22 protein-coding genes are annotated in these 14838 nt (G+C 47.9%); 10 read left to right on the top strand and 12 right to left on the bottom strand.

Annotated elements, in window-relative coordinates:
- Window positions 1-28: 28 nt before the first annotated feature.
- The 3 genes from ASF12_RS15805 to ASF12_RS15795 all read left to right on the top strand — a co-directional run bounded on the left by ASF12_RS15805 (window position 29) and on the right by ASF12_RS15795 (window position 1838).
- Window positions 29-649 carry an acetate uptake transporter gene (locus ASF12_RS15805; RefSeq protein WP_056036441.1) on the top strand — a complete coding sequence of 207 codons (621 nt, stop codon included), beginning with the start codon at window positions 29-31 and terminating at the stop codon, window positions 647-649.
- 297 nt (window positions 650-946) lie between these two features.
- Window positions 947-1372: a YkvA family protein gene (locus tag ASF12_RS15800; RefSeq protein ID WP_081418841.1), complete on the top strand. Its 426-nt coding sequence runs from the start codon at window positions 947-949 to the stop codon at window positions 1370-1372.
- Window positions 1362-1838: a hypothetical protein gene (locus ASF12_RS15795; RefSeq protein WP_235533180.1), complete on the top strand. Its 477-nt coding sequence runs from the start codon at window positions 1362-1364 to the stop codon at window positions 1836-1838. The genes ASF12_RS15800 and ASF12_RS15795 overlap by 11 nt, the downstream gene beginning before the upstream one ends.
- A 135-nt stretch (window positions 1839-1973) precedes the next feature.
- Here ASF12_RS15795 and ASF12_RS15790 read toward each other — a convergent pair whose 3' ends face one another.
- Window positions 1974-2459 carry a VOC family protein gene (locus ASF12_RS15790; RefSeq protein ID WP_056036440.1) on the bottom strand — a complete coding sequence of 162 codons (486 nt, stop codon included), beginning with the start codon at window positions 2457-2459 and terminating at the stop codon, window positions 1974-1976.
- A 160-nt stretch (window positions 2460-2619) separates the two neighbouring features.
- On the opposite strand from ASF12_RS15790, the gene ASF12_RS15785 reads away from it, so the two are divergent.
- Complete coding sequence (locus tag ASF12_RS15785) at window positions 2620-3054, top strand: Lrp/AsnC family transcriptional regulator (RefSeq protein WP_056036439.1); 435 nt, start codon at window positions 2620-2622, stop codon at window positions 3052-3054.
- A 98-nt stretch (window positions 3055-3152) separates the two neighbouring features.
- Here ASF12_RS15785 and ASF12_RS15780 read toward each other — a convergent pair whose 3' ends face one another.
- Window positions 3153-3566 carry an organic hydroperoxide resistance protein gene (locus ASF12_RS15780; protein WP_056036437.1) on the bottom strand — a complete coding sequence of 138 codons (414 nt, stop codon included), beginning with the start codon at window positions 3564-3566 and terminating at the stop codon, window positions 3153-3155.
- A gap of 14 nt (window positions 3567-3580) precedes the next feature.
- Window positions 3581-3868, bottom strand: a complete 288-nt coding sequence (locus tag ASF12_RS15775; RefSeq protein WP_056036435.1) for a putative quinol monooxygenase — start codon at window positions 3866-3868, stop codon at window positions 3581-3583.
- A gap of 835 nt (window positions 3869-4703) precedes the next feature.
- On the opposite strand from ASF12_RS15775, the gene ASF12_RS15770 reads away from it, so the two are divergent.
- Window positions 4704-5339: a DUF1361 domain-containing protein gene (locus ASF12_RS15770; RefSeq protein WP_056036433.1), complete on the top strand. Its 636-nt coding sequence runs from the start codon at window positions 4704-4706 to the stop codon at window positions 5337-5339.
- 51 nt (window positions 5340-5390) lie between these two features.
- Here ASF12_RS15770 and ASF12_RS15765 read toward each other — a convergent pair whose 3' ends face one another.
- Complete coding sequence (locus tag ASF12_RS15765) at window positions 5391-5615, bottom strand: hypothetical protein (protein WP_235533179.1); 225 nt, start codon at window positions 5613-5615, stop codon at window positions 5391-5393.
- Window positions 5567-5908 carry a hypothetical protein gene (locus ASF12_RS15760; RefSeq protein WP_056036428.1) on the bottom strand — a complete coding sequence of 114 codons (342 nt, stop codon included), beginning with the start codon at window positions 5906-5908 and terminating at the stop codon, window positions 5567-5569. The genes ASF12_RS15765 and ASF12_RS15760 overlap by 49 nt, the downstream gene beginning before the upstream one ends.
- Window positions 5909-6142: 234 nt before the next feature.
- Between ASF12_RS15760 and ASF12_RS15755 the strand changes: the two genes are divergently transcribed.
- Window positions 6143-6562, top strand: a complete 420-nt coding sequence (locus tag ASF12_RS15755) for a hypothetical protein (RefSeq protein ID WP_056036426.1) — start codon at window positions 6143-6145, stop codon at window positions 6560-6562.
- Between the two features lie 16 nt (window positions 6563-6578).
- The gene (locus tag ASF12_RS15750) at window positions 6579-7262 is read left to right on the top strand and encodes a hypothetical protein (protein ID WP_056036424.1); all 684 of its coding nucleotides are present in this window, start codon (window positions 6579-6581) and stop codon (window positions 7260-7262) included.
- Here ASF12_RS15750 and ASF12_RS15745 read toward each other — a convergent pair.
- Both ASF12_RS15745 and ASF12_RS15740 read right to left on the bottom strand, forming a co-directional pair.
- Complete coding sequence (locus tag ASF12_RS15745) at window positions 7237-7950, bottom strand: DUF3169 family protein (protein ID WP_056036422.1); 714 nt, start codon at window positions 7948-7950, stop codon at window positions 7237-7239. The two genes, ASF12_RS15750 and ASF12_RS15745, sit on opposite strands and share 26 nt — an antisense overlap.
- Window positions 7947-8165, bottom strand: coding sequence for a helix-turn-helix transcriptional regulator (locus ASF12_RS15740; RefSeq protein WP_056036420.1), 219 nt, complete (start codon window positions 8163-8165; stop codon window positions 7947-7949). Before ASF12_RS15740 ends, ASF12_RS15745 begins: the two co-directional genes overlap by 4 nt.
- Before the next feature lie 233 nt (window positions 8166-8398).
- Between ASF12_RS15740 and ASF12_RS15735 the strand changes: the two genes are divergently transcribed.
- On the top strand, window positions 8399-8959 hold the full coding sequence (locus ASF12_RS15735; RefSeq protein WP_056036418.1) for a PadR family transcriptional regulator: 561 nt from the start codon (window positions 8399-8401) through the stop codon (window positions 8957-8959).
- A complete protein-coding gene (locus ASF12_RS15730) occupies window positions 8925-9677 on the top strand; it encodes a CPBP family intramembrane glutamic endopeptidase (protein ID WP_235533178.1) in 753 nt (250 codons plus the stop codon). Before ASF12_RS15735 ends, ASF12_RS15730 begins: the two co-directional genes overlap by 35 nt.
- A gap of 132 nt (window positions 9678-9809) precedes the next feature.
- On the opposite strand, the gene ASF12_RS15725 is transcribed toward ASF12_RS15730, so the two are convergent.
- From ASF12_RS15725 to ASF12_RS15715, 3 genes are all read right to left on the bottom strand, one after another.
- The gene (locus ASF12_RS15725; RefSeq protein WP_162241901.1) at window positions 9810-10781 is read right to left on the bottom strand and encodes an ankyrin repeat domain-containing protein; all 972 of its coding nucleotides are present in this window, start codon (window positions 10779-10781) and stop codon (window positions 9810-9812) included.
- Window positions 10782-11049: 268 nt separating this feature from the next.
- Window positions 11050-11313: a DUF7667 family protein gene (locus tag ASF12_RS15720; RefSeq protein WP_235533177.1), complete on the bottom strand. Its 264-nt coding sequence runs from the start codon at window positions 11311-11313 to the stop codon at window positions 11050-11052.
- A gap of 65 nt (window positions 11314-11378) precedes the next feature.
- Window positions 11379-11930, bottom strand: coding sequence for an MOSC domain-containing protein (locus tag ASF12_RS15715; RefSeq protein ID WP_056036415.1), 552 nt, complete (start codon window positions 11928-11930; stop codon window positions 11379-11381).
- A 453-nt stretch (window positions 11931-12383) separates the two neighbouring features.
- On the opposite strand from ASF12_RS15715, the gene ASF12_RS15710 reads away from it, so the two are divergent.
- On the top strand, window positions 12384-13118 hold the full coding sequence (locus tag ASF12_RS15710; RefSeq protein WP_056036414.1) for an MgtC/SapB family protein: 735 nt from the start codon (window positions 12384-12386) through the stop codon (window positions 13116-13118).
- Between the two features lie 353 nt (window positions 13119-13471).
- Here the strand turns inward: ASF12_RS15710 and ASF12_RS15700 are convergent, their stop codons facing one another.
- Together ASF12_RS15700 and ASF12_RS15695 are read right to left on the bottom strand one after the other, a co-directional pair.
- Window positions 13472-13918 (bottom strand): DUF1284 domain-containing protein, encoded by a 447-nt coding sequence (locus tag ASF12_RS15700; RefSeq protein WP_056036412.1) that lies wholly within the window; start codon window positions 13916-13918, stop codon window positions 13472-13474.
- A gap of 96 nt (window positions 13919-14014) precedes the next feature.
- On the bottom strand, window positions 14015-14830 hold the full coding sequence (locus ASF12_RS15695; protein ID WP_056036410.1) for a GNAT family N-acetyltransferase: 816 nt from the start codon (window positions 14828-14830) through the stop codon (window positions 14015-14017).
- Window positions 14831-14838: the final 8 nt, after the last annotated feature.

Below are 14838 nucleotides of genomic sequence, written 5' to 3'. Positions count from 1 at the left end.
GGAAATCGCAGGATTATTGGAGGCTTATATGCAAAAGGAATCATCGAACGTCAAAATTATGAATGCTGATCCGAGTGCCCTAGGCTTATTCGGACTAGCAATTGTCACCTTGGTTGCATCATCTCAAAAGCTTGGAATTACGACGGGCTACAGCTTCGTCATCCCATGGGCCATCTTCCTGGGCGCATTCGCCCAGTTATTCGCTTGCATTCAAGATTCCAAGCGGAACAATACATTTGGTACGACCGCTTTCGGCGCTTACGCCTTTTTCTGGTTCGCAGTCGCCACAAGCTGGATGTTTAAAATGGGTGTCTTCGGCACCGCACTCGCAGGCGATGTCGATGGCAAGCAGCTCGGCTTCGCATTCGCCGGGTATCTCGTATTTACGCTGTTTATGACGATTGGCGCGGTGGAAACGAATCGTGTGCTGCTGATCATTTTCTGCCTGATTGATCTATTGTTCCTAGGACTTACGCTCGATGCTTTCGGCGTTGCACCTGAAATTTTTCATACGCTGGCTGCCTACTCCGAGCTCGCGATTGGCATCGTATCGCTTTACGGCTGCGGCGCTTCCGTGCTGAACGCTCATTTCGGCCGAAGCTTCCTGCCGATTGGCAAGCCGTTCGGCATTTTCAAGCCGCGCGCTTAGCTGCGCTAAAGGTGAAACGGCTGTCGCCGTCCTTTGGCGGCTCGGCGCGTTTCAGTCCGAGAAATATAAGCGGAGTATAAGGGGGGAATCTTATACTTTCTTATATTTTCATTAAACCGCCTCCCGCGCCGATTCGCGAGGGGCGGTTTTTTTGATTTATTTTCAAAACGAATCAAACTTGGGTATAACTACGTATAAGCATTACAGCCTGCATTTGCGGGATTAAAGTCTGGATGGTTGAGGCTATGAAGCTGTTAAGCAATAGATGGATTTTAACGATGAAAGGGGCAAATGATAATGGATAACTTGATTACAGGCCAGCCTTACCGCTTTAAGGATGAACAGGAGCAGCAGACAGCACCCGAGGATACGCCGAATGTCAATGAATGGACGTCCAAAATTGGCGATTCCACCAAACAAGAAAAGTATGTGAAGCAAGGCTTTCTGCGGAAAATTAAAAAGCATGCCAAAAAGATCCCATTTGCGAAGCATGCCGTCGCCATGTACTACTGCGCCATTGACGCCAATACGCCTACTTCGGCTAAAGTCATTGCCGTTGGCGCGCTCGCTTATATTTTGATGCCGATTGACTTGATCCCGGATTTCGTGCTCGGCATCGGCTACACCGATGATGCAGCAGCTTTCTGGGCGGCTTACCGCAGCATCAGCATGCATGTGACAGACGCGCATAGCGAGATGGCGGAGCAATGGTTTGCGAAATAAACGCCGGTCGGATAAAAGCGGCTTAGCTCGAACACTTGCCCTGGCTGCTGCCGTCGGCGCTGTGGCTGGCGTGCTGCTTGGATTGTATATGAAGGCGGTTCAGCAGTTGACTGGAGAGACTGTCTATACGCTGCTGCTCAATGTCGATTATATTCCGCTGCTGAACGAGCTGGCGCTATCCGAGCTAGGGGAATTCGCCTTGCACTTGGTCGTATCTGCGCTCGTCGGCATCGGACTAGCTCTCTTCTTTAGGAGCGTTCGCTGGTCTGCGGTTCGGCAAACCTATGCGGTAATTGCGATCAGCCTGTTGATCGGATTGGTGCTTTTTCCGACTACGCTTCTGGCGGATCGCACACCGTCCATCGGAAGCGGTGCCGCGTGGACTTGGTGGCTCGTTGGCCATGCCGTTTATGGCTGGGTGCTGGGGGAGCTGCTGGGACTTCTCAAGCGTACACGCAGTTACTAGTACTAATACCAGTACCTAAAGTTGTCAATCTGTTTTCCGTGCACATCAAAAATGCGGCCTCATGGGCCGCATTTCTTCGTTATTTTATAAGCACCCTGAAAATATAAAGACGCTACAATTTACAATTGCCTATGCCTACTTCATTTCTTTCAGTGCCCGCTCATTATGCGAAAGGCCCGAACGATCAAAATCCACATCCTCAATAAACTCAATAACTTCGCCGTTTGGACTATAGACGAGCGCATTTCGTACGAGCAGCGGCGGTTCCCCAAGGGAAAGCTCACTCGGCTCGATATACGCCGTGGCACCGTGGGCAAGCGACTTCTCATAGATGACATCGACTTGCTCGACATAAAAGGCCAGATGCAGCAGCGCCCCATGAGCTATTTCCTCGTCAGAAGCTGCTTTTTTTCCTTGTGCTGGAATGACGGCCTCATTATCGAAAATTTCCAGACAAGTCCGTCCATCAGGCGAGATCAGCATCGAAGCTTCTTCAATCTGAAAGGATGGCAAGCTCCAATGATGCCCCACCTTAAAACCTAAAGCGAGCGTGTAAAAAGCAATCGTTTCTTGATAATTTTTAGCTTGAATCGCTACATGGGCAAGTCCTTTTATAGTCATCTGCCATCGCTCCCGTTTCGAATATGCCGTTTATTTTACGGGGAATATAGCGATAAATACATAGGATAGAAGAGGATTTTCGGTTAAAATGGTTTATGTATCGCAGTTAATTAAGCAAAATGAACTTATTTTTTAAAGTACAGCTTGGGAGGTGCTTATAATGGATCATCAACTTGATGAAATTGATAAAAAGATTATGCAGCTGCTTCAGCAAAATGCAAGAATGCCCATCTCACAGATCAGCAAACAAATCGCCATGTCCTCTCCTTCGGTTAAAGAAAGAATAATGAAGCTGGAAGAGAAAAATATTATCGCTTCGTACACAACCGTGTTTCGCTTGCAGGAGCTGGATCGCGGAATGACCACCTTTATTCTGGTGAAAACAGAGCAATGCCAAGAGCTGGTCGATTTTTGCCACAACGCTGGCGAAGTAACGGATTTATTTCGAATTAGCGGGGAATATAATTATTTAATTAAAATACAGACCGCCTCTATCGGAGAGGTTGCCGCATTTCAAGACACACTGGCCCAGCTTGGAGCATCCAAATCCCATATTAGTATGAAAAATATAATTGAGAACAGGGTTTTGCTCTAACGCTTGCTGTTGGCTGCTAGCTGCTGGCTGTTCGATGAGTATACTACATGCCTGTTTACGAAAAAAAGCCATCCCGCTAAGGATGGCTCGATTTGCGATTAAACGATGTTCAGTTCCACTCTAATGTTGCCTCTTGTTGCTCTCGAATACGGGCAAACCTGATGCGCTGCTTCAACAAGCTCCTTCGCCACATCCGCATCTACGCCGACTACGGAAATGTCCAGCTTCGCCTCCAGGCCGTAGCCGCCATCGTCTTCTTTGCCGAGCGTGACATGCGCTGTAACCTGCGTCTTCTCAACCTTGATCTTTTTCATTCTAGCTACAACGTTCAACGCACTTTCAAAGCAAGCCGCATAGCCGCCAGCAAAAAGCTGCTCTGGATTCGTTGCGCCGCCTGGGCCGCCCAGCTCCTTAGGTGCGCGAATCGCTAATTCCAAAATGCCGTCCTCGGATTTAAGCTGACCGTCTCTTCCGCCTACTGCTGTTACTGTTGCTGTGTATAAATTTTGCATATCAATAGCCTCCGTTATTGTTTTGGTGTAGAAAGCTTAAGTTCTGGCGGTGCCGCCAATACGCCGCGGGCAAAGCCAGCAAATGCTGTGTAATGCGCCGATTCATTATGCTCGTCAATCGCCTGCTGATCCCGCCATTCCTCCAGCATGACAAAATGGCTCCGCTGCTCCGCATCCTCATACAGCTTGTAGCTTATATTGCCCGGCTCCTGCTGCGTCGCGGCGATCAGAATCTTCGCCTGCTCGATAAAAGCCTCACGTGCATCTGCTTGTACCTTCAAAAATGCTTGTACAATAATCATCTGTGCCTACCTCCATGCTGTGTGCTGCGACACCCTACTTTCTTATTACCCAAAATGCTAATTGCTATCCCAATAAATTGGAAATGCAAGTAGATATGAGATGGGATCGCTAATAAATTGTATAAAATTTAATTTGATAAAACCAATATTAACGCATCGCTGTGCCGCTGTCAACTGCCTTAAACAAAAAATGCTGCAAGGAACACGATTGCTGGGCTTCAGCAGTTGGGCTTCAGCAGTTGGGCTTCAGCAGCTTGCACTTAGTTCGGACGCCCACTTCTTTTCAAGGACTGAGATTCCGCTATTTTGGCTTTTGAATCGATTTCGGGCCGTAAGCGGACAGGAAATCCGTTATTGCCCACATTATCTCTGAAAAATGGCCATTTGCAGCGAATTAGCGGCTCCTGAGTCCGCGACCTATGCCTTAACCCTTGATTCGGTTGAAATAGCTGCTGCTGTGTCCGCCAAGCCTAGCTTTCTTCGCTAGGAGCAGACCCATGAAGCAAAGCGCAGGAGGCTGGCTGCTTTTCAGTAAGTACGTTCACATATACGTATGTTCATATTCACAAATATTCACATCCATGAGTGGTGACATTCCCAGCAGGAGAGGAACTACGGTTGACGTGGGCATCGATCAGGATCTGGCTCACTTACGCTTACGATTACGCTTACGTTAGCATCCACGTCCTAGCAACAAAATCTCAAAACAAACGTTATACATATATAGGCAAACGAATAGGGAGGGTTTACACTGAATTTTTGGGAAAATACGCAGCTGCGCAGTAAAGCCGTTATTATTGCCGTCTTATTGGCGGCTACTATAGCAAGCCTCACTTTGGCGGATCACTTAAGGGCGGTAACAGGCCGCGAAATTTATTTATTTTTGGATTGGGATGTGTTTCTGGCGTGGGTTCCACTGGCGCTCTCCTTAATCATTGAGCTGGCAGCTTTTTATTTGAAAAAGAAGCATACAGCGTTGAAGACACTAATCATACTGCCTCTAGGACTGGTATGGCTGCTCTTCTACCCAAATTCCGCTTATTTGATTACGGACATGCTGCATCCCTTTATGCGGGTTCAGGCCGATGGGGGCGGGCATTTTGTGCAGACGATGGAATTTTGGAAGCATCTTTTTATTTTTCTGACAGCGGCTTCGGTTGGCGTGCTGCTAAGCGTCGTCTCGTTATATTCGCTGCATCAGCTTGTCAGGCAAGCCTTTGGCGCTGTTGCTGGCTGGCTGTTCACTGTTGGCATTTTGCTGCTCAGCAGCTTCGGCATCTATATCGGCCGGTTTGTCCGCTGGAACACTTGGGATGTATGGACAAGACCGCATGTCATATTCGGCCAGCTTTATGAGATTGTAACGAATGCGAAGGCAGAGGTGCTGCTTATCCCCTTCACGTCGTTGATCTTTGCTTTCACTTTATTTTTTTATGTGGTGCTTTATGCATTTACTTGGATGAGGCGGTAAAGAGCAATTATCCGCATGCCTAGCTGCCTATAACCCCCTGTCCGATTTGGGCTAGGGGGCTTCTTGTCCTTCCTTGAAAAAAGCAAGCAGCTCCGCAGTCATGCTCTGCACAGCATCCTCTTGGGGCATGCGGATAAAACGGCTGATCCGCTTCATTTCCGGCTCGAAAAATCGGATCAGCGCAAGCGTGGCCTGCTCGTCATTTTGCCGAACCAAGTCGAGCAGCCTCAGGAACTCATCATCTGACATAGCTGCTTTAGCGTCTTTTGCTTCCATTTATTCACCGCCTGCTGGCTCATGTTCAGCGCCTTGGCTACCTGCGCTTCCGTCTTGTCCTGCAAATACAGCTCACGAATAACCGTTCGGCCCAGCGGTGAGGGGAGCGCAGCAAGCAGCTGCTTCACAAGTATTTTCTGCTCCATCTGGTCGGAACCGCTATATGGCCGTACGGGATCATAGGTGAGCGAGCATTCATGCTTGCGCTGCTTTTTCGCCTGGTACTGGATGCGCCAGCCGATGCGGTAGAGTTCTTTTTTATAAAAATCAATAACCGTCCTCGCCTCATCCATCTGCTTAAGCCTCCTCTATCGCCATAATCATCTCATTTGTTAGGATAATTATAACAATTTTAGAGCTTTTTCAGCGGACATCTACCGGACAAATTGGAGACAGCGAACGGACCAACATGGATCATAAAAATAAGTACTACGAAAGTTAGAACTGTGGGAATGTTTAAATAAAGGTTATATTTACGCTAGAGAAGCCATTTGAAGATGAATGAATAATTAGGTGGAATAAAAATTATGAAGCGTTTAGGTATATATTTTCTAGTTGTTATCTTCAGTTATTTATGTGGAGTGTTTTTTTATAAAGCAGCTTATACTGTGCTTTCAATTTCTGAACGTAGCGAAGATGATCTACTCTATACGGGAATCAACTTATTTTTTATTTTCTGTGTCGTTCCTGCTTATTTTTTAATCGTTCTCATCCTAAAGTCTGTGAATATCCAGTCTACTGCGGTTTACGCCTTATTATTGACCATTTTCGGGTTCATCCCCTCCATGCTCGTCCCTTTCATGGGCGGGTTCGGCTTTATTTTTCTAACGCCCGGCTACTATATTTCTGAGATGGCTATTCTGCTCTATGCCTTTTTCACGGGGACAGCCGTCTCCTTTTCCTTAGGAATAAAAATATTAAGGCATTACCCTACATTACTGAAATGAGTTGTGAACTTTCGCCATGAAAAAAATATTCGGTATATTTTTCCTATTATTAGGCCTCTGGGTCGCCGTCGCCTCGCTGAACCCGATTTATTTGTTGAATAGAGAAGGCAGAATAGCCAAGTCAATATCCAGGCAATATACAATTGATCAGCTCGATATGATCGGAAACCATGGTCAGTTGAATGGAAACGAGGTTGAAATTGTAACGAAGCCACGCGGAAATCGATACGAGCTGCAGGTGCTGCTGAACGATGCTCCTCTTATTGGGCCGATGAACGTTCCTGTCCATGAGAATGGAAAATTTTATGAGGGAGCTTGGATTGATGTGTTTCGCCTTCATAACAATGATGAGCGTGGACATAAGCAGGATCAAATAGCTATCGTACAAACGATGCCTGAGAAAAAATCATTCCATCTTGTCTATATCTCCCCCGACCAGCAAGTAACCGCTAGTTCGGTTGATATAGACAAGCATACAGATAATTATCTGGATATCACCCTGATCAAACGAAGCGGTTACTATGAAATGGGTTATAAATTAGCCGTCGTTCCCGTTACCGCTAACATTCTCGGATATGTGTTTCCTTGGTTTTTCGTCCTTATTGGCTGTATTCAAATGTTAATAGGCGTGATTTTACTGGTTAAAGCCCGTTCAGCCACTAAGCGCCAGCTTGCTACTGGTACTTCTTCGTCTCCTTGAAATACGCCAAATTGTTCACGATAAACAAAACTAACAGGATGAGGAACGGAAACAATTGAAAGCTGCTTAACGCGGAGTAGGCAAAGGTGACAAATACGAGCGCATACAGCGTATTGTTGATCATGTTGAAGGCGCGATATGACGCTTTATACACAATGAATTTCTCCGCCTCATCCAGCTTGTCCATATAGGCCTGCTTCGCTCCAAAAGGACGTCCGGTATCAAAAACCCGCTTCGGAAAATTGCGGTTAAACACTTTAAACAACAGCGATTGCAGCCGAATATGCGCCAGCACCAGCAATATCGAAATAATCAAAAGGGCGAGCACTGGCTTGCCGTGCAAGTCCTCAATGATCATCTGTGAAAGCAGCGTCATGCTTCCAACGATTGCCGTATACGTACCGAACGTGTTCAGCATCATGCTGGAGCTAAGCAGTTTCTCTCCCGCTTCCTTATCCTCCTCCTGGTTAAACTTCAGGCAGTACCTTACGCTCGCAGCCCAAGTTCCTACAGAAGCGACCAGAAACAGCATATGGATGATATCAAGGCGAAAAAGTCCCACCGATATCCCTTCGAAATTCAACTTCCCTGCATTCGACATGCCAAAATAACTAACTCCAAATCCTAATAGTCCACTAAGGACAAAAATAAGCACCCACTGCAGCTTCCGTGATTTCCCCTTGCTCATTGAAGTTCCTCCTCCTCATCATTCAATATGAAAATAAATTCCACAGGCTCCTTAAACAGCTTCGCCATCTTTAACGCTAGAACCACTGACGGGGAATAGTCGCCCCGTTCAATTAAGCTGATCGTTTGCCGAGAGACATCGATGGCTTCCGCCAGCTCCGTCTGGCTCATTCGAAAACGAGCCCGTAATTCGCGAACCCGATTATCGAGCTTCATACGGCCACCTCCATGCGTTTAATATACAGGATTCATGACATAATGTAAACTAAAGTTGTCAAAATAATAAATAAAACTTACACACCCTTCAACTTTTGAACATGCGGGCCTGCCTCCTCTCCAAAAAATGGTTGACGAATTCCCAAAACGAGGTATGCTCATATATATCAAATAGATATATCGATTAGATACATTATAAACAAATTCAAATACCTGAATGGAAGTGAATCACGATGCTAGAAAACATAATATTGGGGCTGTTGATGGAGCAGCCAATGAGCGGCTATGACATGAAGAAGACGATTGACCATTCCGTCGGCATTTTCTATCGGGCGAGCTTTGGAAGCTTGTATCCCGCCTTAAAGCGTTTGGAGACTAAGCGCTGGGTTAGCGTATCGGCGGAGCTTGATCATAGCAAAAATAAAAAGCTCTACACACTGCTGCCAGAAGGCAAAGCGACCTTTCTCGCCTGGCTGGCGGAACCGATTCAGCTGTCGCGAAGCGAGCTGCTGCTCAAGGTTTTCTTTTTCGACTATTTGGATGAAGACACCCGCCAGCAGCGCCTTAGTGAATACCAGATGCGTTTAGGTCAGGAAATTGGCAGGCTGAAGGCCACCTCCGGCATTGTTGCTGGAGAGTTGAAGGAAGTTCCTAATCCGGAGAACTACTATTACCGAGTGTCCGTGCTGTCCTACGGACTCGACTATTTTCTAATGGAGCAGAAGTGGATTCAAGCGATTAAAGAGAGGAAGGATTTAAATGATGACCGCAACGAACAAGAGCCCCCTAAATAAACCCACTTTTTCTGAAAAGAGACCTGTGCTCGCAATCCTTATCATCCAGCTGCTGCTGCTGTTTGCTGTCTCTGCTGCCGGAGCCTACGCCACCATTAAAGAACTGGCTTATACCGCACCTGTGCTGCTCTCTTTCATCCCTATTGCGCTTGCCTTGATCATCTACTTAACTTTGCGAAAAAAATGGGGCTTTGCCGGCTTTCGCCCGCTGTCTGCCATTCCGCAAGGCGGCTGGAAGTATTACCTTCCGCTCGTAGCTGTGCTGGTCGTAATTGGCACGAATGGGCTCAAGGCGCTTACACCGGGCGAAATTTATTTCTTCATCTTTTTCACCTTGCTTGTCGGCTTTGTAGAGGAGACGGTTTACCGCGGCCTTATTCTAAACATCCTGCTGCGCAAATCGGCTTCCACCGCGGTCATCGTGTCCAGCCTGCTGTTTGGTGTCACTCATATTTTGAACGCTTTATCGGGGCAAAATGCGGTAGATACGACGATTCAAATCGTTTACTCCTTGGCAGTCGGCCTTTCCCTTGCGTTATTAATGGTGAAAAATCGCAATATTGTGCCGCTGATTCTATTCCATTTTGTCCATAACCTGATTCAGTTTCTGGGCAACGATCGCAGCGCCATCGGTCCGGATCTGCTTATTATTGCAATTCTCGCGGCGCACTGCATATGGGTAGGCATGAGCCTCAGAAAAGGGAAAGCAACAGCTTAACGCAACACCTTTTTGATATAGCTAGTTCTCTCCATGAGCTTGCAAAAATAAAGAGACTTCCGTAAGCAGCAGCTGCTTGAACAGAAGTCTCTTTATTGATTTGTATGCAACCGGACCGACTGTGTTCCCGAGTCAGTCCGCCCGCGCCTCCGGCTCATACTCGCCGTTTAATATGCGGTCGATGAACGCTCCCGGCTTTTTCCGCAGCTTCGCCCATGTCGCGTCCGGCAGCAGCATCAGCTCCTGATGCTCCACATCGTAGCTGGCGAATTTCTTATGTGCCGGCACCCAGACGAACATGCCTAGCGACGAATAATTGTCCATATCAACAAGTAAATTAAGCAGCTTGAGCCCCCCATATTCCAGTTCCGAGACGTCCAATACCGAACCAAATTCAATATAGGATACCTGCTCACAATCCGGCATTTCAACCCGGCTGCTTGTCTCTCCTAGGTCGCGTATAATGGCGGCGGGAAGGCCTGCTTTTTTCAATTGAGCCGCTCGGTTATCGAAATCATGCAGCTCCTTCGGCTCGTATGAATAGATGAGTTCCATCACTTCTTTATGCTTATAGCGCTTCGCATCGGTGTAAGCCCGCTCTCCATAGCTGTCCTTAATCGCCGGATCAGCACCTGCCTCCAGCAAATAACGAACGATTGGCAAATGCCCGATGCCGGCAGCTGCTTGCAGCGGTGTTCCGCCATACGGGCGCACCATGTCCGGCTCATTAAAATTAACAGGCGCTCCTGCCTCTACCAGCATCTTGACCAAATCCAGACGCCCGCCCGCCGCACCGCGCAAAGCAAGGCCGCCATGCAAGGTGACATCAATGCCAAGTGCCAGCAGCACTTCTACCGCCTTAGCATTTCCCCAGCTGACAGCATGAGACAAGGCAGAGCTGCCCACATGAGACACCGCATTAATGTCCGCTCCCTGCTTAAGCAAAAACTCGAATACGGGGCGCTTGCCCTGCTTCGAAGCCGTAACGATTGCTGGATTTTTTAAATCATTCAAATCCATGCCTTCGGAAATAAGCGTTTCAATCGCTGCAATATTTCCACTCTTGCTAGCTTGCACCATACGCTCTTCCCATTCCGTTTCCATCAAAACTCCCCCGATTTCCCAAGCGTAAACGGCCGAAAGCCGTCCTCTGGCGGCAAAGCTACCGTTTCGCGATGAAATATAGAGAATGGATAAAAAAATCATATCCTTTCCTATATTTAAAAAAAATTCATTACTCCTCTCTCTATTTTACCCTTAAACGCCCCTACAAGTGTATATGACCGTTTTACCCATCCGAAATAGAAAATACCGCTCCTCCAGACTGTCGCCCGGAGAAACGGTACTTTGCGCTGCTTATTGGATTTAGCATTTATTCCGCACCTGCCGTGCCGGATTTTTTCCGTTTGCCCGTCAGCTGGAATTGCTCGATTTCCTTGCATATTTCATGCTGCCAATCTACATCCTTGCTCATTGAAGCAAGCAGCGACATATTCGCCAAATAAGCGGCTTCGCTGACATAATTCACATTGAGCTGCTGGCATTGCTCCAGCTCTGCAGCTTCGCTTGGCGAAAGCGGTCTTTTTTTGCTTTGCAGCCACAGCTCCGCCATTCGCTGATGAAACGGGGTTACCACTTGCGACCACCACCCTATACGAGCCAGCGTACCCTTTTCAGCCGCAAAATATGCTTTGCACGTTTCTATCCTTCAGCCTTAACCCTCATGACGCGTACGCTGTCACCCGTTTTAATGCTGCCTTCGCATTCAACGGAACAGACAATTCCCCTGCGCTTGCGGGCGGCAGGAACAAATTTGCTGTGCAGCCCTGCATGTCCAATTGCCTCCTCGATGACCTTGCCGGGGGCGATGCACGGCAGATTTTCACCTTCACAAATTAAGCCTGTACCATCTGGAAACAGCAGTCTCGTCCCTACCGGAAGCTCCGTCAGCTTCTCGATGCCGCTAATAAGCAGGTTAGCCCCTAGCCACTGCGGTTTAATAAGCGGCAAGCCCATATTTTCCGCGATAATCGCACACTCTTCTGCCGACACAATACTGATCTGCCTGCGGTTTGCAATCATCGTGCCGCGAGAATAAATTTTTTGCCGAGAATCCGCTGGACGGAGCAGTCCATAATGACGGTCGCCCGGAATCCCGCCTAGCTGCACTTCAATGCTTGGCACCTCGCGGGTTACGAAGGTCCCCTTCTCCTCCGCTAGTAAAACCTGCTTTACCACAACCCCAGCACCCATATGCGCTCCCCCTTTTCACCAATTAGTATTTATATGTTTCGCTCGAATTAATCACCGTGTGGGTTCATTAGCAGGCCGGGCTTGTAAAGGAGCGGTTTCCACAGTTCTATTTGATCAAATCAATCATTATAAAGTTATTATATTTCATTTTTTCGTCTTTTTATTTCAGCCGTTTTGCGCCATTGTACTGCGCGGGTACGTGCTTTCTGCTAAACTAATATTAGGTATAGCGCTTTCATTCCACTTGCTTTCCGGAATTTCCAGCTATTGACTATGCGGTCATTCGATCGTATTATCGTTGATAAACCGCAGCAGTGTTGACGGCATCATTAATTGCATAAGATGGGGAGGAAGCGTACTTGCGTGTAGATTTTTATTTTTGCTTGAAAAATAAACCTGATTCGTTTACCCGCCCGCAGCCGCAGCCGCCACTCTTCAGGAAAGGAGATTAACATGACGAACGCCGTTTCTTCCGTGTGGGAAATCAGCTATTATGAGCTGACCATTCGCCTGCTGCTCGCAGTCGTGCTTGGCGGGCTTGTCGGCCTGGAGCGCGAATTCGGCGGCCACTCCGCAGGCTTCCGTACGCATATTCTCGTATCTCTAGGCTCTTCTACCGTCGTATTGCTATCCATGTACGGATTCGCTGCATTCGCGAACGAGCCTCGTGTTAGTCTCGATCCGGCAAGGCTCGCGGCGCAGGTCATCAGCGGCATCGGCTTCCTGGGAGCTGGCACCATTCTCCGCAAGGGCAATGGCATTTCGGGCCTGACAACGGCAGCTTCTTTGTGGGTTGTAGCAGCCATCGGTCTATCGGTTGGAGCTGGATTTTATGTTGCAGCAGCTATCTCTACTACATTGGCGGTGATATCTTTGTTTGTGTTCAACAAACTGGAAAAAACATTTTCACGGGCAAAACGCATTCATGAAATTAGATTTAAGCTGGCGAAGCACTCTTCCGGCTTGCAGGACATAGTCGCCACCTTCCATGAGCACGGCATGAAAATTCATAAGCTGACCATATTGGATGATGACGATGACTCCTCCGAGCAAATGGGCGGTTCGAAGACGATGAATGTTATTATTCAGGTGAAATTCAAAGGAACAAGCCTTTTCAGCGATCTAACGCTCGTCATGGCCTCCATGGATGGCGTTCGGGGCATGGAAATTAGCGGTGAACCGCTTTAATTATAGTTGGCAAGCCCGTTATGATCATTAACCAAAAAGAAGCAATTCCGAGTATTAACCTCTCGGGATTGCTTCTTCTTTTATTGCGTCCTCATCATTTTAATGACAGTGATCATTGACAGCATGATAACGGGAATGAGAACAGCTACAGCCTTATTAGCACCATCCAACAGTAACCAAGTACTAATACCTAACAATAGGAATAAAACTGCTAAAATCCAATAACCCGTATGTGTTATCTTACTTTTTGACTTTTTCCTTATTATGAATGTGATCAAAAGAAATATAACAACATAAAAGAAGAGGAACCCATAAATTAGAATATTGCCCAATATCATATATCACGCAACTTTCTAGTTAGACGTAGATTCAAAGTAAGGGACCGGGAGCGCCCTTAGCTCTCGAGATTCGCGGATATGGCTGATGCCCTCCTGGCACATGCCGTACGGCTGCCATGGGCAGTCCGAGCATAGGCGGTTAATATCGTCAGGCACAATGCGGCTTGCGACTGACTCGCACACATCGGACCATTTTGCCACACTGCCTATCGTTAAACCAACTTCCTTCAAAATGGCTTGGTCCTTCTGGTAGACGCTCGTATTCTGGCAATGGGACGGCTTATCCGTCGGGAACGCCTTGCAAATATCGTCAGGCCCGTCAATAATTTCGATGACCGTATCCGGCTGCTGACGCAGCTGCTCATAAACGGCTGTCATATTGACGCAGAAGCCCTCCGAGTAGCCCTTGCCTCGATAACCGAGCAGACAAAATAAATGATGGCCCCGCAAACGAATGTTCATGACACTTCCTCCCGCTTCTCGCTTTCACTGTTAACCAAATTATATCACGAAGGTTAACATACTTGCGAGCAACAAGCGGCGAGTGTACAGGACGTACTAGGTGAAGCGGTATTCAAAAATTTGTCCGCTGGGGCGAAACCCAATATTGCGATACGCTTTATTTGCGGCAGGATTTTGCACTTCCGCATACAGCATCGGCTCTAGCCCCCCTGCCACAATAATGGCGCTCACCTCTGCAACCAATGCACTGGCAAATCCGTGATTTCTCGCATCCGGCTCCGTATAAACCGCATTAATTCTAGCATGCCTTGCCGTCCGATGGGCTATCGCTGCCATGGATACAAGCTTCTCCGCCTCCACCCACACATATAATTCACCCGATTCTACCATTTCCGCAGCAGCCGGAATTTGGCTAGCTACCTCCACCTGCTGGCCGTATGCCTCCTGTGTGAACGCAGCGATGAAGCCAGCCACCGTCTTAATATCTTCCGCTCTCGCTTTCCTTATGGCCCCCGCGATGCCTGAAGGCTGCCGTACAACTGGGCACCGATAAGCCTCCAGCTTTATATGCAGACGCTGGCTCTGCCCTGTTAACGGCGGATACACTCTGGCGAAAAGTCCAGCCAGCTCTGGGCTGCCCGATATCCCCGTCACCTCAATGCCTTCTCTATACAGCTGCCCCGCCAGATTTCGAGCCATTTTCTCACGAACCGCGTCCGGCAGCCCGGGCGCCATCCACAGCCAGCCGCTATTGCCGGGTGTTTTTGCAAAAATCAACGTATCATCCGCCGTCTTCCAGCAGAGCTTCGTCTCCGAATCACAAACTCGGTAAATGATATTATAGGCGACTTCATCGGCGAGGAATGAAGCCTGCTCCAGCACCGTATCATCGCCTTCAAACCTTTCCAGCATCAGCCTCT

Origin of the sequence: Paenibacillus sp. Leaf72 (assembly GCF_001422685.1) — a bacterium.
In the GTDB taxonomy this organism is placed as follows: Bacteria; Bacillota; Bacilli; order Paenibacillales; family Paenibacillaceae; genus Pristimantibacillus.
This window is presented reverse-complemented; position numbering and strand designations above follow the sequence as displayed.

What these genes read in the sequence shown, in the direction of transcription:
- ASF12_RS15765 (WP_235533179.1), bottom strand. Translation starts at nt 5,615, where the DNA reads ATGGAAGCAAAAGACGCTAAAGCAGCTATGTCAGATGATGAGTTCCTG.
- ASF12_RS15750 (WP_056036424.1), top strand. Translation starts at nt 6,579, where the DNA reads ATGAAAAAAATATTCGGTATATTTTTCCTATTATTAGGCCTCTGGGTC.
- ASF12_RS15725 (WP_162241901.1), bottom strand. Translation starts at nt 10,781, where the DNA reads ATGGAAACGGAATGGGAAGAGCGTATGGTGCAAGCTAGCAAGAGTGGA.
- ASF12_RS15695 (WP_056036410.1), bottom strand. Translation starts at nt 14,830, where the DNA reads ATGCTGGAAAGGTTTGAAGGCGATGATACGGTGCTGGAGCAGGCTTCA.
- ASF12_RS15800 (WP_081418841.1), top strand. Translation starts at nt 947, where the DNA reads ATGGATAACTTGATTACAGGCCAGCCTTACCGCTTTAAGGATGAACAG.
- ASF12_RS15740 (WP_056036420.1), bottom strand. Translation starts at nt 8,165, where the DNA reads ATGAAGCTCGATAATCGGGTTCGCGAATTACGGGCTCGTTTTCGAATG.
- ASF12_RS15760 (WP_056036428.1), bottom strand. Translation starts at nt 5,908, where the DNA reads ATGGATGAGGCGAGGACGGTTATTGATTTTTATAAAAAAGAACTCTAC.
- ASF12_RS15710 (WP_056036414.1), top strand. Translation starts at nt 12,384, where the DNA reads ATGACGAACGCCGTTTCTTCCGTGTGGGAAATCAGCTATTATGAGCTG.
- ASF12_RS15805 (WP_056036441.1), top strand. Translation starts at nt 29, where the DNA reads ATGCAAAAGGAATCATCGAACGTCAAAATTATGAATGCTGATCCGAGT.
- ASF12_RS15785 (WP_056036439.1), top strand. Translation starts at nt 2,620, where the DNA reads ATGGATCATCAACTTGATGAAATTGATAAAAAGATTATGCAGCTGCTT.
- ASF12_RS15780 (WP_056036437.1), bottom strand. Translation starts at nt 3,566, where the DNA reads ATGCAAAATTTATACACAGCAACAGTAACAGCAGTAGGCGGAAGAGAC.
- ASF12_RS15755 (WP_056036426.1), top strand. Translation starts at nt 6,143, where the DNA reads ATGAAGCGTTTAGGTATATATTTTCTAGTTGTTATCTTCAGTTATTTA.
- ASF12_RS15735 (WP_056036418.1), top strand. Translation starts at nt 8,399, where the DNA reads ATGCTAGAAAACATAATATTGGGGCTGTTGATGGAGCAGCCAATGAGC.
- ASF12_RS15730 (WP_235533178.1), top strand. Translation starts at nt 8,925, where the DNA reads ATGATGACCGCAACGAACAAGAGCCCCCTAAATAAACCCACTTTTTCT.
- ASF12_RS15775 (WP_056036435.1), bottom strand. Translation starts at nt 3,868, where the DNA reads ATGATTATTGTACAAGCATTTTTGAAGGTACAAGCAGATGCACGTGAG.
- ASF12_RS15700 (WP_056036412.1), bottom strand. Translation starts at nt 13,918, where the DNA reads ATGAACATTCGTTTGCGGGGCCATCATTTATTTTGTCTGCTCGGTTAT.
- ASF12_RS15790 (WP_056036440.1), bottom strand. Translation starts at nt 2,459, where the DNA reads ATGACTATAAAAGGACTTGCCCATGTAGCGATTCAAGCTAAAAATTAT.
- ASF12_RS15745 (WP_056036422.1), bottom strand. Translation starts at nt 7,950, where the DNA reads ATGAGCAAGGGGAAATCACGGAAGCTGCAGTGGGTGCTTATTTTTGTC.
- ASF12_RS15715 (WP_056036415.1), bottom strand. Translation starts at nt 11,930, where the DNA reads ATGGGTGCTGGGGTTGTGGTAAAGCAGGTTTTACTAGCGGAGGAGAAG.